At 67.7% G+C, this 26211-nt stretch carries 21 protein-coding genes; 11 read left to right on the top strand and 10 right to left on the bottom strand.

Features of this window, described 5'->3' with window-relative positions:
- Nucleotides 1-140 precede the first annotated feature (140 nt).
- Nucleotides 141-1424 carry an acetyl-CoA hydrolase/transferase family protein gene (locus tag V5F59_RS02445; RefSeq protein ID WP_393982979.1) on the top strand — a complete coding sequence of 428 codons (1284 nt, stop codon included), beginning with the start codon at nucleotides 141-143 and terminating at the stop codon, nucleotides 1422-1424.
- Between the two features lie 9 nt (nucleotides 1425-1433).
- Nucleotides 1434-2282 (top strand): HpcH/HpaI aldolase/citrate lyase family protein, encoded by an 849-nt coding sequence (locus V5F59_RS02440; protein ID WP_393982980.1) that lies wholly within the window; start codon nucleotides 1434-1436, stop codon nucleotides 2280-2282.
- 139 nt (nucleotides 2283-2421) lie between these two features.
- Here V5F59_RS02440 and V5F59_RS02435 read toward each other — a convergent pair whose 3' ends face one another.
- On the bottom strand, nucleotides 2422-3576 hold the full coding sequence (locus V5F59_RS02435; RefSeq protein WP_393983027.1) for an acyl-CoA dehydrogenase family protein: 1155 nt from the start codon (nucleotides 3574-3576) through the stop codon (nucleotides 2422-2424).
- A gap of 74 nt (nucleotides 3577-3650) precedes the next feature.
- The gene (locus V5F59_RS02430) at nucleotides 3651-4502 is read right to left on the bottom strand and encodes an alpha/beta fold hydrolase (protein WP_393982981.1); all 852 of its coding nucleotides are present in this window, start codon (nucleotides 4500-4502) and stop codon (nucleotides 3651-3653) included.
- 130 nt (nucleotides 4503-4632) lie between these two features.
- Between V5F59_RS02430 and V5F59_RS02425 the strand changes: the two genes are divergently transcribed.
- The 3 genes from V5F59_RS02425 to V5F59_RS02415 all read left to right on the top strand — a co-directional run bounded on the left by V5F59_RS02425 (nucleotide 4633) and on the right by V5F59_RS02415 (nucleotide 6927).
- A complete protein-coding gene (locus tag V5F59_RS02425) occupies nucleotides 4633-5814 on the top strand; it encodes a thiolase family protein (protein ID WP_393982982.1) in 1182 nt (393 codons plus the stop codon).
- Nucleotides 5811-6197, top strand: a complete 387-nt coding sequence (locus V5F59_RS02420) for a Zn-ribbon domain-containing OB-fold protein (RefSeq protein ID WP_393982983.1) — start codon at nucleotides 5811-5813, stop codon at nucleotides 6195-6197. Before V5F59_RS02425 ends, V5F59_RS02420 begins: the two co-directional genes overlap by 4 nt.
- Nucleotides 6198-6267: 70 nt before the next feature.
- Entirely contained in the window at nucleotides 6268-6927 is a 660-nt protein-coding gene (locus V5F59_RS02415) for a TetR/AcrR family transcriptional regulator (RefSeq protein WP_393982984.1), read from the top strand.
- 125 nt (nucleotides 6928-7052) lie between these two features.
- Here the strand turns inward: V5F59_RS02415 and V5F59_RS02410 are convergent, their stop codons facing one another.
- Nucleotides 7053-8060 carry an MBL fold metallo-hydrolase gene (locus V5F59_RS02410; protein WP_393982985.1) on the bottom strand — a complete coding sequence of 336 codons (1008 nt, stop codon included), beginning with the start codon at nucleotides 8058-8060 and terminating at the stop codon, nucleotides 7053-7055.
- 225 nt (nucleotides 8061-8285) lie between these two features.
- On the opposite strand from V5F59_RS02410, the gene V5F59_RS02405 reads away from it, so the two are divergent.
- From V5F59_RS02405 to V5F59_RS02380, 6 genes are all read left to right on the top strand, one after another.
- A complete protein-coding gene (locus tag V5F59_RS02405; RefSeq protein ID WP_393982986.1) occupies nucleotides 8286-8771 on the top strand; it encodes a MarR family winged helix-turn-helix transcriptional regulator in 486 nt (161 codons plus the stop codon).
- A complete protein-coding gene (locus V5F59_RS02400) occupies nucleotides 8768-10831 on the top strand; it encodes an FUSC family protein (RefSeq protein ID WP_393982987.1) in 2064 nt (687 codons plus the stop codon). The genes V5F59_RS02405 and V5F59_RS02400 overlap by 4 nt, the downstream gene beginning before the upstream one ends.
- A gap of 19 nt (nucleotides 10832-10850) precedes the next feature.
- The gene (locus V5F59_RS02395) at nucleotides 10851-11057 is read left to right on the top strand and encodes a DUF1656 domain-containing protein (RefSeq protein ID WP_393982988.1); all 207 of its coding nucleotides are present in this window, start codon (nucleotides 10851-10853) and stop codon (nucleotides 11055-11057) included.
- Entirely contained in the window at nucleotides 11057-12016 is a 960-nt protein-coding gene (locus V5F59_RS02390; RefSeq protein WP_393982989.1) for an efflux RND transporter periplasmic adaptor subunit, read from the top strand. The genes V5F59_RS02395 and V5F59_RS02390 overlap by 1 nt, the downstream gene beginning before the upstream one ends.
- A 76-nt stretch (nucleotides 12017-12092) precedes the next feature.
- Nucleotides 12093-13319, top strand: a complete 1227-nt coding sequence (locus V5F59_RS02385) for a multidrug effflux MFS transporter (RefSeq protein ID WP_393982990.1) — start codon at nucleotides 12093-12095, stop codon at nucleotides 13317-13319.
- Nucleotides 13320-13363: 44 nt separating this feature from the next.
- Nucleotides 13364-14203 carry a universal stress protein gene (locus V5F59_RS02380; RefSeq protein ID WP_393982991.1) on the top strand — a complete coding sequence of 280 codons (840 nt, stop codon included), beginning with the start codon at nucleotides 13364-13366 and terminating at the stop codon, nucleotides 14201-14203.
- Between the two features lie 654 nt (nucleotides 14204-14857).
- On the opposite strand, the gene V5F59_RS02375 is transcribed toward V5F59_RS02380, so the two are convergent.
- The 7 genes from V5F59_RS02375 to V5F59_RS02345 are packed head-to-tail and all read right to left on the bottom strand — an operon-like array spanning nucleotide 14858 to nucleotide 26203.
- Complete coding sequence (locus tag V5F59_RS02375; RefSeq protein WP_393982992.1) at nucleotides 14858-16831, bottom strand: CoA transferase; 1974 nt, start codon at nucleotides 16829-16831, stop codon at nucleotides 14858-14860.
- 46 nt (nucleotides 16832-16877) lie between these two features.
- A complete protein-coding gene (locus V5F59_RS02370) occupies nucleotides 16878-19001 on the bottom strand; it encodes a 3-hydroxyacyl-CoA dehydrogenase NAD-binding domain-containing protein (protein WP_393982993.1) in 2124 nt (707 codons plus the stop codon).
- The gene (locus V5F59_RS02365) at nucleotides 19001-20398 is read right to left on the bottom strand and encodes an MmgE/PrpD family protein (RefSeq protein WP_393982994.1); all 1398 of its coding nucleotides are present in this window, start codon (nucleotides 20396-20398) and stop codon (nucleotides 19001-19003) included. The genes V5F59_RS02370 and V5F59_RS02365 overlap by 1 nt, the downstream gene beginning before the upstream one ends.
- A gap of 6 nt (nucleotides 20399-20404) precedes the next feature.
- Nucleotides 20405-21532, bottom strand: coding sequence for an NADH:flavin oxidoreductase/NADH oxidase (locus tag V5F59_RS02360; RefSeq protein ID WP_393982995.1), 1128 nt, complete (start codon nucleotides 21530-21532; stop codon nucleotides 20405-20407).
- A 36-nt stretch (nucleotides 21533-21568) separates the two neighbouring features.
- Nucleotides 21569-22939: an MmgE/PrpD family protein gene (locus tag V5F59_RS02355; protein WP_393982996.1), complete on the bottom strand. Its 1371-nt coding sequence runs from the start codon at nucleotides 22937-22939 to the stop codon at nucleotides 21569-21571.
- Nucleotides 22929-25037, bottom strand: coding sequence for an acetate--CoA ligase family protein (locus V5F59_RS02350; RefSeq protein ID WP_393982997.1), 2109 nt, complete (start codon nucleotides 25035-25037; stop codon nucleotides 22929-22931). Before V5F59_RS02350 ends, V5F59_RS02355 begins: the two co-directional genes overlap by 11 nt.
- A complete protein-coding gene (locus tag V5F59_RS02345) occupies nucleotides 25034-26203 on the bottom strand; it encodes an acyl-CoA dehydrogenase family protein (protein ID WP_393982998.1) in 1170 nt (389 codons plus the stop codon). The genes V5F59_RS02350 and V5F59_RS02345 overlap by 4 nt, the downstream gene beginning before the upstream one ends.
- Nucleotides 26204-26211: the final 8 nt, after the last annotated feature.

The following is a 26211-nucleotide window of genomic DNA, read 5'->3' as shown; positions in this document are numbered from 1 at the left end:
CAGAACGTGCGAGGCCGAAGCTAGGAGCCTGATCCGCCTCCGTCAACATCAACGTTGACATCCCGCTTCCGCATGTCGAAGGTTGGAGCTGGCGGGGCGCCCGTCGGTCCGCGGCGTCGAGGCGCAAAGGAGCATCAGCCATGAACAAACCCGCCCAATGCAAGCATCCCGACGCGTCGGGGCCCGGCAAGTGGCGTTCGGCCGCCGATGCGGTCGACATCGTCGAATCCGGGAGCGTCGTGGCGCTTGGCCACCTCGGAGCCGAGCCGGTGACGCTGACGCAGGAGCTATGGACCCGGGCGTACCGGCTGCGGGATGTGACTCTCCTTTCGGGAATGATGGTCACCGGCTACGGCTTCCTTGGCATCCCGAACAACCCGTTTCGCCTGAAGACCTGGTTCATGCCCGGCACGCTGATGAGCGGAAGCATGCGGGAGGTCGTTGCTGAATATTTGCCTCTGAACTGGACGCAGACGGCCCGCTATCTGCGTTCCGGCATTGTCGACACTGCCATTGTTCAGGTCAGCGACGCCGACGTCGATGGATATCACAGCCTCGGCATCTCGGTGGGCCAGCATCGCGCGATGGTGGACGGCGCGCGGCGGGTCATCGCCGAGGTCAACAGCGCCATGCCACGCACATGTGGAGATTCCCTCATCCACCAGTCGCAAATCGACATTCTCGTGCGTGGCGACCACGACCTCCTTCCCTTTCCCAACCGCGCGCCGGGGGAGGCCGAGCTCCTCATCGGCCGCCGGGTTGCCGAAATGATCCCCGATGGAAGCTGGGTCCAGTTCGGGATCGGCTCGATCCCCGGGGCGATGCTGAAGGGCCTGATCGCTCTCGGCCGGCGGGGTTTGCGCATCCTGTCTCAAGTCACCGACCCCGCCCGCGAGCTGATCGAGGCCGGATGCTGCGTCGAGGGTGCCCCCAAGGCCCTTGTCGGCGAAGTCCTGGGCTCGCGCGAGCTGTACGCCTGGAGCAATGGCAATCGCGACCTCCACATGACGGACGCCTTGGCGACTCACAGCCCGGAAAGCTTCGCGGCACGCGAGCGCTTCGTCTCGGTCAATTCCGCCCTCGAGATCGACTTGCTCGGGCAGATCAATTCCGAATGGCTGGACGGCCGCCAAGCGGGAGCGATCGGCGGAAGCATGGACTTCGCCCTCGCTGCGCAGCTCGAAGGAAATCGCTCGATCATCGCCATCAACTCCGTCACCAACAAAGGAAAATCCCGTATCGTCCCGATCCTCGCCCCAGGCCCGGTCACCGTGCCGCGCAGTCTTGTGCAGTTCGTGGTGACCGAATTCGGCAGCGTGGATCTCCGAAACCGCACAGTGGGGGAGCGCGCCCAGGCGCTCGCCGCCATTTCCCATCCCGATCATCGCGAAGAGCTCGAAAAGGCTGCCTTCGCCCTCCGCTAGGACATAGTGATGACCCCCATGCCTCCTTCCCTCGGGCCGGCGCTTCTGTTCTGTCCTGGCGATCGACCCGAGCGCTTCGACAAGGCCCTGGCAGCCGCCGATGTCGCGGTGCTCGACCTGGAGGACGGCGTCGCGGCGACCGCGAAAGCGCAGGCGAGAGAACTCGTCGCGAACTATCTGCTCGCCCGTGGCCCCAACCGCCTCGCGGTCCGGATCAACAATCCGGCCTCCGCGGAGGGGCAAGCCGATGCTGTCGCCGTCCACACGGCAGGCGTCAAGCTCCTGCTCCTGCCCAAGACGCAGGGAACGGAAGAACTCGATGCGCTGGCCGAGATCGCGGACTGCGCCTTCATCGCCAGCATCGAGACGGCGCGTGGGCTTCTGGCGGTGGACCGCATCGTCGCCCATCCCCGGGTGGTGGCTGTCAGCTGGGGACCCTACGATCTTGCGGCCGATCTCGGGCTGCGTGCGGTCCGGGCGGCCGCCGGCGATCTCCTGCCGCCGCTGGTGCACGCCCGCAATAGTCTGGTTTTCGCGGCTGCGGCTGCGAGGAAGATCGCGCTCGACACCGTCACCTCCGAGCTCAACGATCCCGCTGTGGTGGAACGGGATGCGGGGGACGGGGCGCTGCTCGGCTTTCGCGGCAAGTTCGCCATTCATCCCGCGCAGGTGCCTGTCATCCGCAATGCCTATCTGCCACGCCAATCCGAGGTGGAACGTAGCCGCAGAATGCTGGCCGCGGCGGCTGGCCAAGGTGCGTTCTTGTTCGAGGGAGAGATGGTGGACGAGCCGATGCTGCGTCGTGCGCGCCTGATCATCGGTGCAGCTGAAGCTGCCGACGCACGGGAGGCGCCGTAGCTGGATGCGCAAGACGGACAAAGCACACGGCCTACTCGTGCTCCGTCATGCGCCCTTTATATTGAAGGAAGCGGCAGAACAGTCCGACTGTTCTGCCGCTTTGGCCGTTCAAACCGAAGAAACTTCGGAAGGATCGAACTCAGTAGGATTTGGGAAGTCCAAGCACGCGCTCGGAAATGAAATTCATGATCATCTCCCGGCTGACGGGGGCGATCCTTGGCAGCATGATTTCCCGCAGGTAGCGCTCCACGTGGAACTCACGCGCATAGCCAAACCCGCCATGGGTCCTCACGGCTCGGTCACAGGCATCGAACGCGGCATCTGCCGCCAGGAACTTTGCCGCATTCGCCTCTGCTCCACACGGTTTTCCGGCATCGTAGAGGGCTGCAGCCTTCCAGACCATGAGGTCAGCGGCCTCGAGGGCCATCCAGCTCGCCGCCAGGGGATGCTGAATACTTTGATTTTGTCCGATGAACCGGTTGAAGACACGGCGCTCGTTGGCATATGCGGCCGCTTTCGCCAGTGCCCGCCTGCCGACGCCGACGCATTCGGCAGCAACGAGGATCCGTTCCGGATTCAGGCTGTCCAGCAACATCCTGAAGCCTTCGCCTTCCTCGCCGATGCGATGCTCCACCGGAATGGGAAAATCCCGATAGTAAGTGGCGTTGGAATCCACCGCATTCCGGCCGAGCTTGTCGATGGCCTGGACCTCCACGTAGCGGCGGTCGAGATCGGTATAAAACAGTGTCAGGCCGCCGGTGCGGGTTTTGGCTTCCTCGCGGGGTGTCGTCCGCGTGAGCAGGAGGATCTTGTTTGCTTCCTGCGCCGTCGTCGTCCACACCTTCTGGCCATTGACGATGTATCGGTCCCCGTCGCGGACGGCCCGGGTTGTGATGGAGGTGGTGTCAAGCCCAGCATCCGGCTCGGTGACGCCAAAGGCGACGACATCGGTCCCGGCAACCAGCGGCGGGATGATGCGCTGGCGCTGCTCCTCGGTTCCATAGAGGACAACGGGATGGGGGCCGAACAGATTGATGTGGAAGGTCGAGCAGGCCGAGATCGCACCCGCCGACTGCGCGACGGTCTGCATCATCAGTGCGGCCTCGGTGACGCCGAGGCCTGCACCTCCGTATTCCTGCGGCGCGGTTATACCCAGCCATCCTTCCTGGACGACAGCGGAGCGGAATTCGTGCGGGAATTCGTGCTTCACGTCCTTCTCCGACCAATAACGGTCGTCGAAGCGGGCGCACAATGCTTTGATCGCCTCCCTGATCTGGCGGCGCTCTTCCGTCATCTCCAGACCAGACGGCTCAAATTCAAGCACAGGCAAGCCTCCTCTCCAAATAGACCCTCAACCCACCAAGGGCCCTAATCAACATCAGCGCCTTGGGAAAGAAATTGAGTAATTTCCTTATTAAAGACACTATTCTTGTCGCCAACAACCATATGTCCAGCGCTTTCTACACGCGCATATTCTGCCTGCGGCGCAAGGGCCCTGAGATGAGCGACTTCTTCCTCCCCCATCACGTCGCTGCGGGACGCGTGAATCAAAAGGACAGGGATTTTCAGCCCCCGCGCCGCCGCTTCCAGTCGATCCATGGCCGCAGCATGGCTGGGGTGCCAACTTTCCAGGAAACGGGGATCCCAATGCCAATAATACCGGCCGTCGATCTGCCTGAGGTTGCGGAGAAGCCCGTCGTTTGACTTGGGACGGGGGCGATCGACGGCATAAGCCGCAACGGCGTCGGCCGCCTCGTCAAGACTGGCAAATCCCCCGGGATTGGCCTGCATGAAGCTCTGGATGCGCTTAACCCCGTAGGGATTAGTGCGGACTGCGACATCCACCAGGACGAGGCTGCTGACGGCCAGGGGGCCACCTTCTCCCGCAACGAGAAGCCCGATGATGCCGCCAAGAGAGGCGCCGATCACCACGATTTCGTCCCCGATCTGCCGGATTACATCTCGCAAATCGCGGGAAAAGCTTTCCGGCGTGTATTCGCCATTTGGGCTCCAGTCACTTTCTCCGTGGCCCCGGGCATCGAGTGCATAGGCCCGGTGCCCGTTCGCAGCGAGGATATCAATGGTATCCCGCCAGCTTCCACGCGTCTGCCCGCCGCCGTGCAGCAGCAGGACGGGCCTGCCGCCCTTCGGCCCAGCCACGTCGGCGGCGATCTTCAATCCGTCCGAGACGACGAATGTCGAGCGCTCTCTCCCGGTCATGTTTCCTCGCCATGTCTTGTTGCGACACTAGTTCACCATTCGATGCCGATCGTCAACGTAATTGTTGACGAGCCCGATATGCACCGATAGCGTACTGAAGATCCAGCGAGACAATCGATAAAGGCGAAACGTGACACTGACGAACCGGCGCGCAGCGGTGATCGATGGAGTTGGTGGCACCGGCCCCGTGCGCCGTTCGTCCAGCAATGTCGAGGAACTTGCCCTGCAGGCGATCGAGCGCGCGCTTGAAGACGCGAACCTGCATCCGAGGGAAATCGAGGCGGTCGTCACCGAAAGCGTGCTGTGTCCGGCGGCAACGCCGCTCGATCGGATCGTCCCGGCAGCACGGTTGACGGGCCTGAAGCGCACGATGCAGTCGACACCGGTCGGCGCGGGGATCCTGGCGGCCCTCGCCATGGCGGTGGACATGGTCGAGCGCGGCGAGGTTGAAAGCGCCCTGACCTGGTTCGCGACGGGTTGGGGGTCTGCCATGGACGGGCCAACCTCCTATCACTCGAAGATGCAGGCCAAGCACGTGGTCGAGGAGCCTGCGGGCTTCAGCGGACCACCGCTCTACTTCGCCGTGGCAGCCAAGCGATATCAGCACGAATACGGGCTGAGCGACCTGCAGATGTCGCAGATGCTGTTCGACATTGTCGCGGCCACGCGGGCCAACGCAGCGCTCCATCCCGAGGCGCAGGCGGGGACGACGGTGGACGAAGCCATTTACGGCGCCAGCCCCATGATCGCCGAGCCGCTCCGGCAAGCCGACTGCTCCTTGCTGAGCGACGGAGCTGTTGCCCTGGTCGTGACGCGCAGGGACCGCATTCGCCGGGTCCGCCCGGAAGCCGGCCTTGCCTCCTGGGCTTATGCGGCCGATCCCATCAGCGATGCCGATTTCTATACTCAGAGTCCATGGCTACCTTCCCTGCCTGCCGCCGAGCGCGCGTCGGCGACGGCATTCGCGGCCGCCGGACTGACCCCTGCGGATATCGACGTTCGAGGTATATACGACTGCTTTTCCATAGCCGTGGCCATGCAGCTCGAGGCCGCCGGCTTCTGCCGCAAGGGTGGCGCTGCCAATGCGGTGCGCGCGGGCGGGCTGCGCCATGACGGAACCCTGCCGACGAACACGCACGGCGGCCTTCTCGGGCATGGCTATCTGCTCGGGGCCAACCATGCCGCCGAAATGGTCATTCAACTCCGGGGCACGGCTGGGAAGCGTCAGGTCGCGCGCGCCCGCAAAGGATTTTTGGCCGCGGGGCCGGGACGCCAGTACAGCGCACTGATCTTGGAGCGGATCGACCCATGAGAGACGGGGGACTCTTTGCTGGCTGGGAAGCTGCAATCCACGCCGGTGAACTGCGCTTCCCGCGCTGCCGACAGTGCGGGAGCTGGAACTGGTATCCATTGCCGCGTTGCCGTAATTGTGGATCATCGGTCCAAGAGTGGACCAAGGTATCGCCACAGGGCACCCTTTATAGTTGGACCCGTGTGCATCGCCTCTTCGCTCGAGAGGCCGTGACTGACGTCCCCTACGTTACCGGTCTTGTGGACGTCGTGGCCGGCGTCCGTCTTGTTTGCCTCCAGCGCCCCGGCTCAGGAGGCGAGGTGCGAATCGGGATGCCGGTTCAACTCAGTCTCGACCGGATCGGAGACACCGCCCATTGGATTTTCGACGTCCCGGAGCGATGAGTGGTCGCAGGGCTTGTCAACGGGGGCAAGCTTACTATGGTCATCTGTTGGCGACCAAGGGGCGACATCGATGGCAGCACGGACAGGGATCGGCAAGCGCCGCGAAGCGAATGCGGATGCCAGCAGCGAGTTTTATCAGGAGCGGCGCAAGGCAATCATTGATGCCGCAGCAGAAGTATTCCAGGAACGCGGCTATGAAGCTGCAACCTTGGGCATGATAGCAGAAAAGCTGAATACTGATCGAGCCAGCCTGTATTACTATTTTGGCGCGAAGCAGGAGCTTTTTCGTGAAATAGTGCGCGAAGCAGCGCAAAAAACCATTGAGGAAGCCGAGGCCATCGCAAAGAAGGACATTCCTGCGAAGCTCAAGCTGGTCGAAGCTTTCCGCTCCGTCATGGGGAGCTACAATTCGTCATATCCCTACATGCATGTTTTTCTACAAGAAAATTTTCCAACGATCTCCGAGAGCAAAGATGATTGGGGTGCGGAGGCACGTGGTTGGGCCCAGCGCTATTACGTGGCCATCCGTTCGATCATCCAGCAGGGCGCCGACGAAGGCACCTTTCACTTGCCCCTGTCCGTTGGCCTAGTCACGCTCGGTGTCCTCGGCACTGTCAACTGGGCTCACCGCTGGTACAAGCCGGGGGGCCCGCTGGCTGCCGAAGACATCGGCGAGGGCTTTGCCGATATGATCTTGAACGGCCTCGCCGCGAAAAAGCGCAAGCGTTGACCAACGCCAGCGACTGCCTCGGGAAATGTGCCAGAAAGCCTTTATTGCACTGTCAGGCTACAGCCTTTCGATGGCGTCCTTGCTTCTCTCGGCGGCTGACCTGCCGTAAATGGTCTTCGTTGTTTTTATCGCCGCACGAAAGCCCACCGCCCACCCTCAAGGCCCAGGTGCAGCTCGCCGCGGCCCACTAGATAGCGCAGGTGCGCCAGCGCCTCGCTGAGGCCGAAGCCGATCTGCTCCAGCGGCAGGGGACGGAACAGGACGTCCAGCGTGTCCATCACCGTCCGTGGCTCGATACAGAACGACGAGAGCCGCTCCAGTCGCTCGTCATGATGTTCCCGGAGCGCCTCGATGCGCCTGTGAAGACCGTGAAACGGCTCGCCATGGGACGGCAACACCAGCGTGTCCCCGGGCAACGCCTCGAACTGCTCGAGCGAGTTCAGGAACATACCCAGAGGATCGGCGAGGGGATCCGAGGGGTGCGTACCGATGTGCGGAGAAATGCGCCCGAGAATCTGGTCCGCCGCAATCAGCAGGCCTCTCTCCGCGCAATAGAGGCAGATCATCTCCGGCGCATGGCCTTCGCCGATCATCACCCGCCACGCGCTGCCGCCGAGCATCAGCTCGTCGCCTTCCTTTACACGCAGGTAGCGCCGGGGCAGCGGTCCGACCCATTTGGGATAGAGCATCCCCCGGCGCTCCACCAGGTCCAGGAACGGCGCGGGCGCGCCGCACAGCCGGTTGTGAGCCACGAGCTGGGGGACCACCTCTGCGGGATCCTCATTGAGGAGCAGGCGCGCCTGCATCCATTCCACGCGGCTCATGTGGATGTCGGCGCCGGTGCGGGCGTGGAGCCAGCCGGCGAGCCCCACATGGTCCGGATGGAAATGGGTCACGAGGAGCCGCGCCACCGGCTGTCCGCCGAGCCGGGTGTCGGCCAGCGCCCGCGCGAAAAGCGCCCGCGTCGGCTCGTCGTCGATACCGGAATCGATCAAGGTCCATCCGTCCGGCCCCGAGAGCAGCCAGGCGTTGACCTCACTCGGTGGAAAAGGCAGCGGCACGCGCACGCGCAGAAGCCCCGGCGAAACCTCGCTTAGATTGTCCGCGACGGCGTCACACAGCCCGATGGTCATGCTCGTTCCTCATGCCGCATCCTTTCCCATCCCTGAACCGAGGCGGGAGAGTCCTACCATCGGCAACGTCCGGCAAGACCGGGTCCGCACGGACAGACATCCCACGCAGGTTCTGCCTGCGCGGGCTCCAGCGGCCGAACCGTCTCCGGCGCAGATCTGGTCGTCGTTCCCGCCTCGCAACCAAATTAATTGCATCAGAATTAATTTCTGACACATTATGTGCTCATGAACAACCCGCAAGCAAACCGTCGGCGCCTCACCTCCGGGCTTTTGCAGGCGGGCCGGCAGTGGCGGCGGCTGGCTGAAGCCGCGCTCGCGGCCGACGATATTTCAGAAGCCTGTGCCTCTCCGCTCGTCTGGCTGCGGCGGCTCGGCGGCGGTGTACGGCAGGTGACACTCGCGGCCCATGTGGGCATCGAAGGGACCTCCCTTGTCCGCCTGCTGGACCAGCTCTGTGAAGCCGGTCTGGTGGTGCGCCGGGACGATCCGGAGGACCGCCGCGCCAAGACCCTGTGGCTCACCGAGGCGGGAGAGCAGCTTGCGGGGCGCATCGAACGCACCATCGCCAGGCTGCGCTCCCGCATCCTCGACGAGGTGAGCGACGCAGACGTCGAGGCGACCCTGCGGGTGCTGGACACCATCGAGCGAGCCCACGCCCGCCTGCAGCAGGATCCCACCTTTCTGGAGGCGCTTCCGGCGATGGGCCGGTGAAACTTCCCTCTGGGCGCGACTGGCTTTTCTCCGCCAAGGCCTTCACCGCCGCCATGCTGGCGCTCTACGTGGCCCTGGCCATGGACCTGCCGCGTCCCTACTGGGCCATGACTACGGTCTACGTGGTGGCCAACCCGCTCACCGGCGCCACCACCTCCAAGGCCCTCTACCGCGCGCTGGGCACCCTCATCGGCGCCAGCGGCGCGGTGGCGCTGGTGCCGACGTTCGTGACCGCGCCCGAGCTTCTGAGCCTTACCGTCGCGCTCTGGGTCGGCGTCCTGCTCTACCTCTCCCTCCTCGACCGCACGCCCCGCAGCTACGTGTTCATGCTGGCGGCCTACACCCTGCCCATCATCGCCCTGCCTGCGGTCACGGCGCCCGAGACCATCTTCGACGTGGCGCTCGCCCGCAGCGAGGAGATCCTCCTCGGGATCCTGTGCGCGAGCCTCGTGGGCGCGATCGTGTTCCCGGTGAGCGTCGGGCCGGCCTTCGCCACGCGGGTCGGCGGCTGGCTGCGCGATGCCGGAGCCTGGGCCGGCGAGGTGCTGCGCGGCGAGGTGACGGGCGAGGCGGTGCCCCTGGTCCGGCAGAAGCTTGCCGCGGACGTCGCGGCGCTCGACGCGCTCATCACGCAGCTGGCGCACGATCCCGAAGCGCGCCCCTTCGCCCGCGGCGCCGGAGAACTGCGCGGGCGCCTGCTGCTGTTGCTCCCGGTGCTGTCCTCCCTCAACGACCGGATGCGCGCCATCAGCCGTGAGGAGGCGATGGGCAGCGCGCGGGACGATCTGACCGCTCTCGCCCGCGAGATCGCGGACTGGATCACCGGCACGCCCGACACGCCGGACCGGCTGCGCGCGCGGGTCGCGGCCCTGACGCCGGATCCCGGCGCTATTGAGGACTGGGCGGGTCTGCTGCGCGCCAACCTGTGCGCGCGCCTCAAGAAGCTGGTCGATCTCTGGCAGGACTGCCTCGCCTTGCGCCAGCAGGTGGCTGGGGATCCTGCAGCGGGACACTGGGCGCCAGTGCTGCACCACCGGCCCATCATCGGCACCGCACGCCACCACGATCACGGCCTGCTGCTCTTCTCCACCGCCTCCGCCGCGCTCGCGACCCTGACGGCGAGCCTGATCTGGATCATAAGCGGATGGCCGGGCGGCGCCAATTTCGTCGCCATGGCCACCGTCGCCTGCTGCTTCTTCGGTGCCCAGGACCGGCCAGCTCCGTTCATCTGGATGATGGTTGTCTGGTGCGCTATGGCTCAGGTGATCGCGGGCATCCTGCTGTTCGCGGTGATCCCTCAGGTGCACGACTTCGCGACGCTCGCCGTGGTGCTCGCGCCGCCATTCCTTTTGGTGGGCGCCTTAATACCCCGCCCGGAGCTTGGCCTCGTGACCCTTCTGCTCGCAGCCAACGGGGCCGGCTCCCTTTCGGTCCAAAGCCACTACAATGCGGACTTCACCCTTTATGTGAACGAAGGGCTCGCGGTCGTCGGCGGCCTCCTGTTCGCCTGGGTCTGGGCGTTGGCGACCAAGCCCTTCGGCGCTGAGATTGCCGCCCGCCGCCTCGTGCGCTCCGGCTGGGTGGACCTTGCCGCCTGTTCCGCCGGCACCCGTCTGCAGGACCATCGCGTGCTGGTGAGCCGCATCTTCGACCATCTCGGCCAATTGGTGCCTCGCCTCGCGGCAGGAGCCATCGACAACGAACTCGCCACGGACGGGCTGAGGGACCTGCGCATCGGCTACAACGTCCTCGACCTCCAACGCGATCGCCGGGCCCTGCCGGGGGCCGCGAAGGATGCCCTCAATGCCGTCCTCGCCGGAGTGGCCGGGCATTTCCGCGCGCAGGCCACGGCTGGCGCCGCACTGCCCCCGCCTCATCCGCTGCTGGATCAGGTGGACCACGCCATCGCCGCCGTGCTGGCGCGGCGGGAGGGGCTGGCCGCGGACAATGCCCTCCAGGCGCTGGTGGGGCTCAGGCAGGCCCTGTTCCCCCGTGCGACAGCGCCCATCCTCCCGCCGGTGGCAGCCGCCGGCGCCCCGCCCTTGCTCGCAGCCGAGTGAGAGGATGCAGGAGACCACGATGCCCGCGGAAATCGACATTTTCGGCGTCTATCTGCCGACCATTCTCCTCCTCGCCCTCGTCGCCATGGCGGTCACGCGGCTCATCTCCCGCGGCCTCACCCGCGCCGGGCTCGGCCGGCTCATCTGGCACCGGGCGCTGTTCGACCTCGCCGTGTTCATCCTCGTCACCGGTGCCGGCTACTTCCTTCTTGAACGGATCACATAATGGAGATCGACGTCGCGAAGTGGGGCCGCGCCTGCGTCACCCTCGGCGTGCTCGCGGGCGCGGTCCTCGTGGGCCACGCGCTCTGGGACACCTACATGAACGCCCCCTGGACGCGGGACGCGCGCGTGCGCGCCGACGTGGTCGGCATCGCCCCGGACGTCTCGGGGTTGGTGAGCGAGGTCCTGGTGCAGGACAACGCTCCCGTGAAGAAGGGCGACATCCTGTTCCGGGTGGATCGCGAGCGCTTCGCCCTGGCCCTGAAGCAGGCGGAGGCCGCGGTCGAGGGCCGAGCCGCGACGCTGGAACAGGCGAAGCGCGACCTCGCGCGCTACGCCCAGCTGCGCGAGCGGCAGGTGGTCTCGCCGCAGAATGCCGAGCAGGCCCAGACCACCCTGACCCAGGCCGACGCCGCCTACCAGCAGGCGGTGAGCGAGCGCGACATCGCCCGGCTCAATCTCGAGCGCTCGGAGATCAAGGCACCGGCCAACGGCATCGTCACCAATCTGGAGCTGCGGCGGGGTGATTATGTCTCCACCGGCAAGGCGGTGGTGGCGCTGGTGGATACGGATTCGCTCCGGGTCGAGGGCTATTTCGAGGAAACCAAGCTGCCGCGCATCCATGTGGGCGATGCCGTCACCATCCGGCTGATGGGGGAGCCAACCCTGCTGCGCGGCCGCGTGCAGAGCGTCGCAGCGGCCATCGAGGACCGCGAGCGCGTCGTCGGCACCGGCCTCCTCGCCAACATCAACCCCACCTTCAACTGGGTGCGCCTCGCCCAGCGCGTGCCCGTGCGCATCGCCCTGGAGGAGGTGCCGTCCGACATCCGCCTCGTTGCCGGCCTGACCGCCACCGTGGAGATCCAGCCGGGCGCCGCCGCCGGGAAGAGCGCGCTTGCGGACCCGCCGGATGCCGGATCCATGCACGCCTCATCGGCGCATGCCTCCCGGCCGATCCGGTGAGAACGATGCGCCGCGCGTCAGGCCGGCGGCCGCCAGGGCCGCTCCCCCTTCAGCTGCGGCACCGGGATGAGCTGCCATGAATGCTCCTGTGAGTGCCCCGCTGGCACCAGAGCACAAGGGGGGCACGCCGCCCCGCCGGACGGTGCCGCTCTGGGTACTGGCGCTGGTGGCCTTTTCCGGCACCCTTGCCATGCACATCTTCGTGCCGGCGCTGCCCCGTGCCCAGGCCGATCTTGGCGCCCGCACGGCCGCCATGCAGCTCACCATCAGCCTCTACATCCTCGGCCTCGCCGGCGGGCAGCTCGTCTACGGGCCTCTGGCCGACCGGTTCGGGCGCCGGCCGGTTCTGATGGCGGGCCTCTCGCTCTACACCGCGGCCAGCCTCGCCGCGGCCCTCGCGCCGAGCGTCGATGCCCTCATCGCCGCCCGGCTGCTCCAGGCGCTGGGCGGGTGCTCCGGCCTCGTGCTCGCCCGGGCCATCGTGCGCGACACCTCGGCGCCAGCCGACACCACCCGGCGCCTCGCCTTGATGAATCTCATGATCACCGTCGGCCCGGGCCTGGCGCCGCTGGTGGGCGGCCTTCTCGCCGATGCGGCGGGATGGCGCTCCATCTTTCTCGCCATGACCCTGCTCGGCCTGGTCAACCTCCTGCTCACCTGGCGTCTCCTGCCGGAGACCGGACGGACAACTGAGGGCGACGCCATCGGCCTGATGGAGAGCTATGGCCAGCTGCTGCGGGCCCCCGCCTTCTGGGCCTATGCGGTGGGCGGCGGCTGCGCCACCACCTCCCTCTATGGCTTCGTCGCGGCGGCTCCCTTCATCTTCATCGGCGAGCTGCACCAGCCGGCAGCCCGCGTCGGGAGCTACATCGCCCTCCTGGTCCTGGGCGTGTGGGTGGGCAGCGTACTGGCCAGCCGGCTCATCGCCCACGTTTCCGTCGGCCGCCTGCTGGTCGGCGCCAATGGGGTCAGCGTGGCCGCCGCCTTCATCCTGCTCGCCGTCGTGCTCCTGGATCGGCTCACCGTGCCGCTCGCCATCGGCACGGTGTTCACATTCTCCGTCGGCGTGGGCACCGCGGCGCCCGCCGCGCTGACCGAGGCCCTTAGCATCAATCCCCGCGTCGGCGGCTCCGCATCGGGTCTCTACGGCGCCATGCAGATGGCGGTCGGCGCCTTGTGCACGACCTTGGCCGGCATCGGATCCGACCCCGCCTTGGCCGCCGCTCTCGTGCTGGCCGGCTCCGGCATCATCGCCCAGGCGGCCTTCTGGATGGCCGGGCGATCAAAACGCATGGTCCCGTAGAGCCGGCACACGATGCGACCAACAGGCATCACAGGGTAAGAGCCATGGACATCAAGACGATCGCTGTTCTCATTGATACCAGCCCGTCGCGCGAAACACGGATCGACTACGCGATCCATCTCGCGCGGCGCCACGGCGCCCATCTCATCGGCATCTTCCTGCTTCCCCCGGACCTCGACGGCCGCGCTGCCGCCTCCCATGTCCGCGGGCAGGCGGCGATCGCCGACCTTCTGCACCATCAGCAGGTCCGCAAGGACGAGACGATCAAACAAGCGCGGGATGTCTTCGAAAAGCACGCCGCCCGGCAGGATGTGCATTGCGAGTTCCGTGTCCACACGCCCCATGGAGAAGATGAACGCCGCATCGGCGCCCTGCACGCGGATCTCGTGGTCGCCGCACCGCCCAAGGATTCATGGTTCGATGACGGGGCCCCAGCCGACGTCGTGCAACTGGCAACCGGCGTCCCCTTTCTGCTTGTGCCGGAGAACTGGCACAATATGGAACCGCCGCAGCGCATTCTCATCGGCTGGAATGCAAGCCGGGAGTCGCGCCGGGCCATCGGCGACGCCTTGCCTCTGCTCGCGCTCGCCTCATCGGTAACCGTGCTGATCGTGGACCCGCAGGCAAACATCCCTGCGGGGGAAGAGCCAGGGGTAGACGTGGCGATGTTCCTGTTGCGCCACGGGGTTCGCCTGACCGTTGATCCCGTGCCGTCGCACGGGCGGGCGATCCCGGACGTCATTCTTGAATATGCCGCGTCGAACGCCCACGACCTGATCGTTCTTGGCGCCTACAGCCACGCCCGCGCCCGGGAGATCGTGCTCGGCGGGGTGACGCGTTCGCTCCTGAGACTGTCGCCGGTCCCGTTGCTCATCTCCCATTGAACAATTTGGGGGATCCGGAGCGGTGCGCGTGAGACCCCGCCGAGCTCGTGATCCGAGCCTGCGCGCGTCATCCACCGCTCGCGAACCGGTGGCTCTGCTGGCCGAGCCGATCCTTCGGGCGGAAGCGGACCAGCATGATGGTGGCCGGATCAAGCCCAGCTTCTCTGGTCGTCCGGCCCTCGGGACATGCGCCACGCTGCGATCTGGTGCGCAGGGGTATCCGTTTCCGCCGGGACCTGGATCGACATGCCAATCGTGAGGTTCTGATCCCGCTGCTGACCGGGCTCCTCACGGCTGCATTGACACAGCATTGGGTGGCAACCGATGTTCCAGCGGCACTCATCCGAAGCGTCCCACAGGCACCCAAAGCGCGTGCCCGAGGCTTGGTTCAAACAATGCAGCGCCTAGGCGTCGACCCTCCACCTCTTGTCGCCTCGACGACGCGGCTCGAAAACCGTATGCCAACCCATTCTGCCATCTTTGCTTGTGGAACACGATATAAATGTGCTGAGAATGCTCTCGATCGAACGGGCCTGGATGTTTAGACGCTTCTATACTTCAGAATTCTAGACGAACCGTGAATCTCATTGCCGGTGGCCGCGCGCGATCGCAGCCTGAGGGTTGGGAACCGCCAAATAACAAGCTCGGAATCCCTCACAAATGCGCGTTGAACTCACCAAGTTCCCCAATGGGCACGAGCGCAACAGGCGGGATGCCGGCAAACCGGAGCAAAGGACGAAACAGCGGCCATTCGCATCCATCACGACCACGGAAGAGCACTACGGCGCCTCGTCCGACCACCCCGGAGTCTGCGCCAATTTCTGCCAGTGTGCGAACTTCTGCGGCCTTGATGCCGGCAGCCGCGCATAGGGCAAGAACGGCTTCACGTGTCAAATGTGCGGCCTGCCCGGCGATCTCCAGATCGGGTCGATCGATGACTACGAACCCTTCGACGCAGCGAACCACCGCATGGGGCTCGGGGGCGTTCCCATTCCAGACGGCCTGCGTGAGCCACACAGCGACGTCCTGCATGGCAAGGTCGATCATGAGGCCCCGTCCGGTCCGACGACGCTGTTCGAGGCCCGCGAGAAGACAGAAGAGCCCAGCGATGCCGCCCGTAACGTCCGCCACCGACGTGCCGAGCTTCGTGGGAACACCGTTGACCTTCGTCAGGTCCATGAGGCCGGACATGGCCTGGACCACCGTGTCGAACGCCGGACGCCCGGGATAGGCGGAGCTCTGGCCAAAGCCGGAGATCGCACAATAGACCAGCCCGGGATTGAGAGCTGCGAGCACATCGGTGCCGAACCCCAGTCGGGCGAGAGAGCCCGGCTTGAGGTTCTCAATCAGGACATCCGCCGTCTCCAGCAGACGTCGGAACCCGTCCTGGTCGCTCTCGATTCGAAGATCCAACATGCAACTCTGCTTGTTGGTATTGTTCATGGTGAAAAAATACCCCTGCCCGTCCTGATGGGGCGGCCAAGCGCGCGAGGCCTCGCCGGACGGCGGCTCGATCTTGATGACTTCCGCGCCCAGGAGCGCAAGATGCTTTGCGGCAACCGGGGCGGTCGTGTACTGGCCGATTTCGATCACCCGAATGCCGTGAAGCGGCAGCGTATCCGCTGCCGACGACGCAGGCGCCGGGAGCGGATGGGCTACTGGGACCGCGCCGGAAGAAAAGGCCGTCTTGGCGAAGGATTGCGGCAGAGCGCCGGGCTCGCCCGATATCGTGCCACGATGGCGCAGATTGGGCTCGTCACGGAGGTCTTTAAGCGTGGCGATCGGCCCGGCGGCAAGCCCAGCCGCGCCCAGTCTGGCAATGCACTCGTTCACCGTGAGGGATGCCGTCCAGGCCTCCACCACGGCATCGACCGCGTCGCAGGCGGCCACGCGATCTGCGAGCTTCTCGAAGGCGCCGGACCTCAGATCCTCCCGCCCCATCACCTCGCACAGCCGGCCCCAATGCTCGTCGGTCGCCGAGCAGAGCAGCACCCATCCGTCTCTCGCCCGGTAGCTGTTCCAGGGCACGGCCATGGGGTGGCGGTTGCCCGACCGCCTCGGCACCTTCGAGCCGTACAGCAGCGGCAGGAAGGTGGACAGGTTGTTCAGGCCGCAGTCGAGCAGCGAAATGCGGAAGCTCAGGCCCCGGCCGTTCGCCGCCCGGTGCCGCCATGCCGCGAGGATGCCCGATGCCGCGAACAGGGCGGTCTGGGCCTCGACGATAGGCGCATCGCAGATGGTCGGATCGCTGTTGGCCGTGCCAGTGAGGTCGGCAAGCCCGATCTGCGCCTGAAGCAGCGGATCGCTCCACATGCCCCGGCCCTTCACCGCAGGATCGGCATCCACGACGATGTCGCACACGATCTGGTCCGGGCGCTGCGCGGGAAAGACGATGTTGTCGTCACGGTCGGAGCTGTGGAGGATTACGCTCGCCCGCCCGGCCTGCAGCGCCAGAGCAGCAGGGGTAAGCTCGGTCTTGAACCGGGAAAACGACGCCTCCGTTTCGGGACCAGTCGCGGTGAAGACCTTCGCCCCCATCTCGGCAAGAAGGTTTCCGCACGCTCGAACCGCCGTGCGCCGCCCGCATTCGACGACGACGATGTCCGAAAAGGGCGTGGTGAACGTCATGGATCGGGGTCCTTTCGCAGCGTTCCGGCCTCGCCGGCCCGCGAGATCAGGTCGGCGAAAAAAGCGGCCACCGGCCGAGGTCCGCCGGTCGAAAGCCGGGTCCGGCCTTCGCCGCGAGATTTGCCGCAGCGGCAAGGATGCGCGCCTTGGGCTGGCGGCCCGCCCAGAACAGGGGGCCGCCGCGATCTGCCGGGAAGCCGTAGCCGTGTACCAGCACGAGATCGATGTCGGAAGCCCGCTGGGCGATCCCGGCTTCCAGCACAAGGATGCCCTCGTTGACGATGGCCGCCAGCGCCCGCATCTGGATGTCCTCCGGGCTGAAGGCGCGCGGAACGACCCCCGCCGCCGCCCGAGCCTCCTCGATGAGCTGCAAGACCTCCGGGTCCGGCGCGCGGGTGCGGCCGTCGGCGCTGTGGCGATACCAGCCGGCGCCGGTCTTACGGCCCAGCCGGCCGGCTTCGCAGAGCCGGTCGGGAATGGCGCAGTAGCGCGCCCCGGGATCGCGGGTCGCCGCGAGCCGCCGGCGATTTTTCCAGGCGATGTCGAGGCCGGACAGGTCACCAACGGCAAACGGCCCCAACGCGAAGCCGAACGCTTCCATGGCTGCGTCCACCTCCTGCGGCATAGCACCCTCTTCCACCATGAACTCGCATTGGGCGCGATAGGCGGAATAGATGCGATTGCCGATGAAGCCGTCGCCCACCCCCGAAATCACCGGGATCTTTCCGAGGGTGCGGGCGAAGTCGCGCGCGGTCCTCAGGACATCGAGCCCGGTGGCCCGACCTTTCACCACCTCAAGCAGGCGCATGAGCGTGGCCGGCGCGAAGAAATGGAGGCCGACCACGCGCTCGGGCGAGCCACTCGCCTCGGCGAGCGCGTCGAGGTCGAGATACGATGTGTTCGAGGCGATGATGGCGCTCCCGGGCAGCGTCGCCCCGAGCTGGCGCATCACCTCGGTCTTCACCTGCATGTCCTCGAACACCGCCTCGATCACCATGTCGACCGCGGGCCGCGCCGCATCGGCCAGCGCGGCCACGGTGCCGGCCGCCGTCAGGCGGTCGAGATGATGCCGCGACTGCTCGACAGTGAGCCGGCCGGCGGCGACGTGGCGCGCCTCGCTCTCGCGGATGCGGCCTAGCCCGGCCTCCAGCGCCGCGGGAACCGGATCGATCAGCACGACCTGATAGCCGGCGGCGAGCACTGCGGATGCGATGCCGGACCCCATGGTGCCCGCCCCGAGCACGCCGATCCGCCCGAGCGGGTGGGCGGCCGCATCCTTGAGCCCGGGAAACTTCAGCGCCTCCCGCTCGGCAAAAAACAGATGGCGCAGCGCCGCCGCCGCCTCACCGGTCCTGAGGCGCTGGAACAGCTCGCGCTCCTTCGCCAGGGCATCGTCGAAGCCCAGCATTCCGGCCCAGCCGACCGCCTCGATGGCATCCCGCACCGGGCGCCCGCGGCCCTGCCGCAGGGCGTCTTGCCTGGCCTTCTCGACCCGCGCCACCGGATCCGCAGGAAGGGGGGCGTCCCTCACGCGGCGCTTGGCGCCACCGAGCGAGCTCGCATGGTCCAATGCGGCGCCGCGCAGATCCCCCTCCGTCACCGCGTCGAGGATACCGAGGCGCAGCGCCTCCTCCGCCTTCACCCGGCGGCCCGAGCAGATCATTTCGATCGCCGCGCTCATCCCTACGAGGCGGGGCAGGCGCTGGGTGCCCCCCGCTCCGGGAATGATGCCGAGCTGCACCTCCGGCAGGCCGACCACGAGGTGGGGCGTGCCAATCCGCGCGTCGCATCCCAGCGCCACTTCGAACCCGCCGCCCAAGGCGGCGCCGTCGAGCGCGGCGACCACGGGCTTGGGGCAGGCCTCGATGGCAGCGATCACCGCGGGCAGCTGCGGATCGGCGAGGGGCTGGTCGAATTCACGAATGTCCGAGCCGGCGATGAACGAGCCGCCCGCGCCCATCAGCACACAGGCATCGATGTCCGGATCGGCCGCGACGTGCGCGACGGCGGCATGAATGCCGCTGCGCACCGAGGCCGATCCGGCGTTGACCGGCGGGTTGTCGATGACGACCACCGCCAGCCGCCCCTCGCGCTCCAACCGGACCGTGTCGCTGAAGGAGGATGACGGCGATATCGCCGAAAGGTGCGTGTCCTCTAGGAATGATGACATCATCCGATCCCGGAGCCCGGCGGCAGGGACAAGGCGGCCTGGAGCGATACGACGCTGCCCGCTCGCGCCAGCGCCCTCACCGCATCTTCGATGCGGCCGAAATCCGCGTCCGCCCGGTTCTGCGCCACCAGCGCCCGAGCCTTGGCCGCCAGACGATCCGCCGGCAGCGGGCTGAGAGGCGTGCCGATGCTGTCCAGCACCCGCCGCACGCGCACCTGCCCATCCGCGAACGACACCTCCACCTCGGTGCCGAAATGCGCCGGATAGGTCCGCTCCAGCTCCGTGTCGCTGGCCACCTCGACCCGGTCGGCGAAGCCGAGGATGTCCGGGTCGGCGAGGTAGGGGTCCTCGAACACGTCGAAGCGGTCCGGACCGTAGGCGAGCGCCGCCCCGGCCGCGAACGGCAGGCTGTATTGCGCGGCCATCGGCGTCATGGGACGGACCACCATGTGCTGGTCCGCCAGCTTCTGTGGTCCCCGCACCAGGATGTGGGAGATCTCCGCCCCCCTGGTGAAGCCATCGGTCGCGTCCCTCAGGCCGTCAATCATGGAATGCAGCAGGCGGCAGCAGGCATAGGGCTTGATGCTGATGTCGTGGATGGCCAGTCCCCGCGCGCCGGGCGCGAGCAGGGCCGCGGGATCCGGGTCGCAGCCGTAGAGCGCGAGGAAGCCGTAGCGTCCGTCGAGGCTCCGGGTGGGGGCGGAGATGCCGGCCTGCGCCATCTGCGCGGCGGTGACGCCGCTGCGGGCGGCGTAGCCGGCGTGCAGCCGCTTCACCTCGGCGCCGGCGGGCTCCTGGGAGAACTGCATGGAGCCCGCCGCCAGCGACAGCGCATGCCCCCACGCGGTGCACAATTGCCCGGCATCGAACCCCAGGAGCTTCGCTGCCGCGGTGGCGGCGCCGAACACGCCGAGCACCGCCGTAGGGTGGAAGCCGGCGGCAATCACACGGCCGGCCCGCACGGTGATACCGATGCGGGCCATGGTCTCGTAGCCGGCGGCGATGGCCGCCAGCACCTGCGGGCCGTCGGCCCCGACGTCGCTTGCGACCGCGAGCGAGGCGGGGATCACCACCGCTCCGGGATGGCTCATGGAGCTGTCGTGTGTGTCGTCCAGCTCGAAGCTGTGGCCAGCCGCGCCATTGACGAAGGCGGCAACCTCCGCCGGCACTTCGAGGTCCGACGCTATGATGCGTGCCGGCCCGCACCCTCGATATCGCTGTGCCCAGCCATGGAGCGCTGCGATCCAGGGGCGCGCGGCACCGCCAAACGCAACGCCGCAATAATCCAGCAGCAACCGATCGAGTTGCGCGAGATCGCGCCCGGTCAGGGCCGCGCCGTCCATGGCGACAAGCTCGGCGGCGAAAGCGCGGGTGTAGTCGATAGCGCACGGTTCCATCACGGCCTACTCCGCCGCGAGCCGGTCGCGGAACGGCTTCAGGAAGTCGCCCGGGCGCATGGAGGGGTGCGAGCGTTCGTACTGCGGCGGGAAGAACACCTCTTCCCCGAAATGCTCCGCCGCATGCCACGGCCAGCGCGGCTCGTAGAGAATGCCGCGGCCCAGCGCGACGAAATCCGCCTGCTGGCCGCTCAGGATGTCCTCGGCCTGCTGGGGCTGCGTGATGAGGCCGACCGCCATGGTGGGGATGCCCGCCTCGCGCCGGATCTGCTCCGCGAACGGCACCTGATAGCCAGGCGCCACGGGGATCTTCTGATGGGGCGAGCTGCCGCCGCTGGAGGCGCAGACATAGTCACAGCCCCGTGCCTTCAGCTCGCTGGCGAAGGCGACGGTATCGTCGGGCGTCCACCCCTGCTCGGTCCAGTCGGTCGCCGACACGCGCACGCCCAACGGCTTGTGATCGGGCCATGCCGCGCGCACCGCCTCGAACACTTCAAGGGGAAAGCGCATGCGGTTCTCGCGGCTGCCGCCATAGGCATCAGTCCGCAGGTTGGCGTGAGGCGAGAGGAAGGAATGCAGCAGATAACCGTGGGCGTTGTGGATCTCGATCATGTCGAACCCGGCGCGGTCGGCGCGCGCCGCGGCCGCGGCGAAGGCATCCCGCACCCGGGCGAGGCCTTCGGCATCCAGCGCCTCGGGAACGGGGCGTCCGGGATAAGGCTCCGCGGACGGGCTCGCCAGCAGCCAGCCGCCGGCCCCGCCGGCCATGCCGACCTGCTTTTCCCAGGGCACCGTCACCGAGCCCTTGCGGCCGGAATGGGCCAGCTGCATCCCGAGCTTGGCGCCGCCATGTCGGCGGCAGAAATCGATCACGGGTGCCAGCGCCGCCACGTGGGCATCGGACCAGATGCCGAGGCACCGCCCGCTGACGCGCCCGCGCGGCTCCACCGCCGTCGCCTCGGTGAAGAGGAGGCCGGCGCCAGACAGCGCCAGGTGGCCGAGATGCATCAGGTGCCAGGCGGTGGCGAGGCCGTCCTCATCCGCCGAATACTGGCCCATGGGCGAGACGACAATGCGGTTGTCGAATGTCACCGAACGCAGGGATATCGGAGAAAAGAGCACGGTTCTGGGCATTTCCGTTTTTCCCTTGCAGTTTTTTTTGAGGCCAGATCAGGCCGGGACCTTCAGAAGCGTGTCCACGTCGTCCAGCGTTTCGAGCACGAGCACCGATGCGCGCAGCCGAGCCGTTTCGACGGCGCCGAGGACGGGGGTCGCGAGGTTCTCAAACTTGCGCACCAGCGCGGTGTCGTCGAGCGGATGGCGGGCGGACCCCAGCGGCTCGTCCACATAGCGATGGAACGTGGCGCCCGATCTGGTGCGCACGGTGACGTTGGCGGACCGAAGCCGCGGGTAGTCAGCCTCACAGGCGGGGTCGACCGTGACCGTGACACGCGCGGCAAGATCGGCGAGCCGGGCGTCGGCAAGGCTCGCCGCATCGAAATCGGCAATGCCCACGCGCCCGGCGCTGGCGGCAAGCGCGGTGCAAAAGCGATAGTTCATCTGGGCGGACGCCATGTCCTCCCAGCCGCCTTGGGCATGGCCCGCGGCGATGGCATAGGTGCCCACCGCGACAGAGGCGATGTCGGAAGCCGCCACCCCCTCCTCGCGCGCCACCGCGATCACCGCATCGAGGGCCGGGTGCAGGTGCCGGCAGCAGGCGTAAGGCTTGATGTAGCAGCGTGACACGTTGAAGCCAGCACCGAGGCCTGCGACGAGCTTTTCCGGGTCGGCGCCGTCGCCGAAGGCTTGCAGGAGGCCGTCCTCGATCTCCAGCACCCCGGCCGGGCCGGTCATGCCGTTGCGCGCCAGCAGCGCGGCGAACAGGCCTTCGCGGGCGGCGAAGCCCGGGTGCAGCCGCTTGATCTCACCGCCGCCGTGCAGGAAGGCGAAGAGGCCGGCCGCCGAGCTGGCGGCGATCCCCAGCGCGTGGGCGGTGCGCGCGCCGTCGAGCCGGAGGATCGACGCCGCCGCCGCCGCCGCCCCCAGCACGCCGGCGACGGGCGTGTTGTGGAAGCCCCGCCGGCGCGAGGCGGGGTGGATCGTCTCTGCCACGCGCGTCACCACCTCGTAGCCTGCCGCAATGGCGGCTGCCGCGCGCGCGCCGTCCACCCGGTTGCCCCAGGCCGCCGCCAGCACGGCCGGAACGACCGGCGCGCCGGGATGCACCGAGCCGGCGCGGTAGCCGTCGTCCAGCTCCAGGCCGTGGGCGCTGGCGCCCATCAGATAGGCCGCGCTCAGCCGGCTCCAGCGGCCGGCGATGCCGGGCACCGCCATCTCGCCCCCGGTCTCGATCTCCGCCAGGGTCGTCGCGGCGATGCGTGCGGGCTGGCGCTGCGATCCGGCGATCGCCGCGCCCAGCGTGTCGAGCAGATGCCGGCGCACCGCCCGCACGGCGGCATCGTCCAGCTGCCCGAAGCCCAGGGCCGCGCAGAAATCGGCGAGGCGCGCGGTGGCGCCGGCCCGAGGTGTCTCAGCTCGCATGGGGACCTCCCTTGACCAGCAGCGTGTCGAGCGCGACCACGCCCTGTCCTTCCGGCCGGATCAGGACCGGGTTGATCTCCGCCTCCTCCACATCCAGCAGCGCGAGGCGGGAGAAGGCGGCGATGCATTGGGCGAGGGCGTCGAGATCGCCCTTTTGCAGGCCGCGGTAGCCGCGCAGGGGCGCGAGGCCGCGCACCGCGTCGATCATCCCGCGCGCGGCGGCCTCATCCACCGGCGCCCGGCGCACGCAGACGTCGCGGTAGATCTCGGCGAGCACGCCGCCGACCCCCAGGGTGACGACCGGCCCCACGGAGGGATCGCGGTGATAGCCGAGCAGCGCCTCCCCGATGCCCTCCAGCATCGGCTGCACCTGGATGCCGGCGAGCCGCGCCTGCGGCGCCGCTTCGGCGACGCTTGCCAGGATGCGCCGGCAAGCGGCCTTCAGCGCGGCGGGCGTCGGGCAGCCGATCACCACGCCGCCCACCTCGGTCTTGTGGGCGATGTCGGGCGACAGGATCTTGGCGACGACGGGGTACGCAAGATCGTCCAGCGCCTCGGCCTCGATGGCGCCCATATCGGCGGGAAGCACGCGCTCGGCCGCCACCGGAACCCCGAGACGCTCGAACACCCGCGCCGCCGCGCCGGCATCCAGGGGATCTTCCGTCGCAGCCAGAGCCGCGGCCGCGGCGCGGGGCACCGGGTGTGGCTCCTCGGCGCGGGGCGCCCTCCAGTCGAAGAAGGCCCTGAGCGCGTCGGCGCAGGATTCCGGCGTCCGGAACGCCGCGAGGCCCGCCTCGGAGAGGAGCCCGAGCGAGGTCTCCGCGTGGGGCGTGAGGAACACGCCCACCGGCTTGCCGGGGTTCTCCCGGGTGGCGGCGGTGATGGGCAGCACGGCCCGGTCGGGCCGGAACTGGGACGACGAGCCCACCACCGACATCACGAGGTCGCAATCGGGCGCCGCCATGAGCTCGCGCAGCACCGCGCCGTACGTCCGGGGGTTGGTGCCGGCCAGGGTCAGGTCGATGAGCGGCGTGCGGGCGATGGCGATGCCCTGCGCCGCCAGCCGCTCCACCGCGGCCTCGGACGGCGGCACGATCTCGATGTCGTGCCGCTCGATGGCGTCGATCACCAGCGTGCCGCCGCCGCCCGTCGTGCTCACGACGGAGACGCGCCGCCCCCCGGGCGGCCGGTGGCCCTGCACCAGCGGCGCGACCTCCAGAAAGGCATCCATGGTCTCGACCCTGACGATGCCGATATCGCTCAGGAATGCGTCCATGGCGGCGCCGCTGCCGACCATCGCCCCGGTATGGGTGGCGGCGAGCTGCTCGCCCACCTCCGAGCGGCCGACGCGGAAGGCGATGACCGGCTTGCCCGCGGCGAAGGCGCTGCGCGCCATGGCGGCGAGGCCGTCAGCGTTGCGCACCGTTTCCAGGAACAGCAGGATGGCGTCGGTGCCAGGGTCGTCCACCAGCATCCCGCCCATCTCGGCGACACCGAGGTCCGCCTCGTTGCCCACCGAGATCATCTTGGCGAATCCGATGCCCCGCGCCTGGCCGCGCGAGAGCACCGCGCCGATCAGGCTGCCGCTCTGGGAGATCAGGCTGTAGCGGCCGGGCCGCAGCTCGGGCAGGGAAAGGATCTCGTTGGCGGAGAGCGCCACGTGGTCCGGCAGGTTGATGATGCCGAGGCTGTTGGGGCCGAGCAGGCGCAGCCCGCTCGTGCGTGCCATGCCGAGGAGGTCGGCCTGGCGCCGCCGGCCCTCCTCCCCGCTCTCGGCGAAGCCGTTGCTGAGGATGGTGGCGCAGCGCACGCCCGCCTTGCAGCAGTCCGACACCGCCCCGAGCACCGCGTCCGTGGGCAGCATGATGAAGGCATGGTCCACCGGCTTGCCCACCTGGAACACGCTCTTGAAGGCGCGCTCCCCGAACACGGAGTCCCGGTTGGCGTTGATGGGAAAGATCTCGCCGCCATAGCCGTGCCGGCGCAGATACTGGTGCGGCAGCGAAGCGTGCTTGTTCTCGTCCCCGGAGGCGCCGACGAGGGCGATGCTTCGGGGCCGGAACAGCGCGTCCGCGATCGATGTGGAAGCGGCGGTCATACGGCCTCCTGCGCAAGAGGCTTCAGCCGCTGCGGGAAGCTCCGGTCGAACACGTGCTCGGCGATGCGGTTGAGCAGGATCTCGACGGTGCCGCCGGCGATCATCCAGCCGCGGGTGCGGCGGAAGCAGTATTCGACAAGGGAATCCTGGCTGTAGCCGGCCCCGCCCATGGCCTGCATGGCCTCGTTGGCCACGTTGAAGCCCGCCCGGTTGCAGGCCACCTTGGCGATGGCGGTCTCTTCTGCCGACGGAAAGCCCCGGTCCGCGCTGGCCGCCGCGCGGTAGAGCAGCAATTGGGCGGCGTCGAGCTGAATCTTCATCTCGGCGAACTTCCACTGCATGCCCTGGAAGTCGGCCAAGCTGCGCCCGAACTGGCGCCGCGTCAGCACATGGTCGCGCGCCACCTCGTAGGCGTAGCGGCCGAGCGCGAGGGCGCGGGAGGAATTGCCGATGCGCTCGACATTGAAGCCGGAGATCTGCTTCTTGAAGCCGCCCGGGCCGAGCAGCACGTTTTCCCGCGGGACATAGACGTTGTCGAAGAACAAGGGGTTCCACTCCTCGCGGGAGAGGAAGCGCACCTGCTTGCCGAAGCTGAAGCCCTCGGCGCCGCGCTCCACCAGCACCGAGCCGATATTGCCGACGCCGGGCCCGAAGCGGACGTAGACCAGGAACACGGTGGCGTGGGTGCCGTGGGTGGTGAACACCTTGCTGCCGTTCAGGCGAAATCCGTCCCCGTCCGGCTTCACCGAGGTCGTGAGTTCGGTGACGGCGGAGCCTGCGTTGGGCTCCGTCATGGCCACCGAGATCAGGCCCCGGCCGGCGAGCAGGGGCTTCAGGTAGCGCTCCTTCTGCTCGGGCGTCCCATACTGCATCAGCACCCGGATGGCGCCGAAATTGCCGGCCTGGACCACGTCGGCCGAGCGCGGGCAGGCGCGCGCGATTTCCTGGATGGCGATCACGGCATCCATCAGCGTGCCGCCCGCGCCGCCGCTGTCCTCGCTGGCGGTGATGCCGAGCAGGCCCTGCTGCGCCATCAGCTCCGCCACCTGCCAGGGGTAGTCGTCGCTGTGGGCGCGCGCCAGCGCTCCGGCCGCCAGGTGCTTCTCGGCGAAGGCGCGGACGGAATCCCGGAACAGGGTCTGCTCCTCGGTGAGGTTGAAATCCATGGAAGCCC

This window comes from Xanthobacter nonsaccharivorans, from assembly GCF_043194755.2.
Classification (GTDB): Bacteria; Pseudomonadota; Alphaproteobacteria; order Rhizobiales; family Xanthobacteraceae; genus Xanthobacter; species Xanthobacter autotrophicus_G.
This window is presented reverse-complemented; position numbering and strand designations above follow the sequence as displayed.